This window comes from Staphylococcus sp. EG-SA-2 (assembly GCF_017152085.1).
Map to the genome: position 1 here is coordinate 1 of NZ_JACYHC010000734.1, position 1,610 is coordinate 1,610.

Annotated in this window: 1 protein-coding gene and 1 pseudogene; both read right to left on the reverse strand. The window is 30.9% G+C overall.

Annotation, left to right across the window (positions count from 1 at the left end):
- Positions 1–834: pseudogene (locus tag IDG60_RS13395) on the reverse strand (FKLRK protein); the annotation flags it as partial.
- A 21-nt stretch (positions 835–855) separates the two neighbouring features.
- Positions 856–1,539, reverse strand: coding sequence for a superantigen-like protein SSL11 (locus IDG60_RS13400; protein ID WP_000769160.1), 684 nt, complete (start codon positions 1,537–1,539; stop codon positions 856–858).
- Between the last annotated feature and the right edge of the window lie 71 nt (positions 1,540–1,610).

Genomic DNA, 1,610 nt, shown 5'->3' on the forward strand with positions numbered 1-1,610 from the left:
ATCATTTTTCTTTAACTCTAAGTTATCAAAAGGATTTTTTTTGAAATCAAAATCAAAATATCCTTTTTCATTAATAGGCATCCAAACACCATCGGAACTAGCTTTAGTATCTTCTTTACTAATTCCACCTTTAGCTCTTTCTTCAAAATTAATAAATTTATTATTAATAGATAGAGCAACTTTACCTTTTACAGACGTATGACCTTTAATAATACCTGAACCTTCAGTAATTGGTTCGATGAAAACTTGGTGGTGTCCATCTTTTTCTTTTAGTTGTTCTTTCGGTATTTCATACGCTTTTTCATATCGTGGTGTTGTATATGTAGCTTTAGCATCTGTACTTTCTTCCTCAGCACCAGCTTTTTCAGTTGAAGATTCTTCTACTTCTTCATCCTCTTCATCGTCACCTAAATCAGGGCTTGATGATGATACCTCAATTTCTTGGTTATGGACAATTTTACGATTATTTAAAGGATACTCAAACTCTCCTTTGTCATTTGCAGTTATAAAATCACCATATCCTCCTTCAACTGAATCAGCACTTTTACCATCTATATTAAGTAAAATAATATGATTCGGTAATGTAGTACCTGTTACTTTTTGAGCTCCTGGTTTGATAGGATCTAAATTTACAAAGTTTTTAGAAGACTCTGCCGCTTTTGTTTCTTTGGAATTTTGTTCAGTCTGCGAAACAGCTTTTGATTCTTGATTTGTACTTACCTTCTGATTAGTTTCAGATGCTTCAGCTTGTCCGTTTGTCATGATATATAACATAGTAATTGCAACTGATACTAAACCGACTTTCATTTTACGTAATTTAAAATTTTCTCTCATGATATACTCCCTCGAATATTATTATAAATTCACTTCAATTTTCTCTATATTTCTACTATCAATCGTATCACCCATGCGATGAGGCTGTAATTTTTTATTTAATTCAAATGTATAATAGCCACCGTTTTTCATAGTAATTCTAATTTTACTGTCTTTAGGTTCTGTCTTATAAAGATCATGTTTATCAATTAAATGCTTTCTTAATTTAAAATCAAGTTCTTTTAATGAGATTTCTTCTTTATAGATGCTATAGTATTCTGAAGTCACAGAAGTAGTGTGTTGACCTGTACTCTTAGAAACTGACAAATTAACGTTTTGAACAGTATCTTTATGTTGAGTCCCATTTGTCTTTGTAATTCCACCAATCGATGTTGTGATAGCTGATTTGTCACTACCTTCTCTTACTACAAACACGTCAACATTAGAAACTTCGTCATCATCTTTAACAGTTAATTTTTCATTTCCTGTCAATGTAACATCAATTTGTTGAGAATTATCTATAAATGTAACTTTATTTCCGTATTTATATCCTGTTACATTTGTTAATTCAAATCCTCTCCCTTTATAATATTCACTCAAGTCTTGAGTAGCTTGTGATCTAACCTCTAATGTACTTGCTTTTACTGGCTGAGCAGTAGTTGTAATCATACCTGTTGTTAAAATCCCTAGTGCTAAACTTGCTTTAGCAATATTTTTTAATTTCATAATTCTATGCTCCCAATTTTTAGTCTATTTGATTTATTCTATTACGCAATACGAACAATCCTCATTCATTA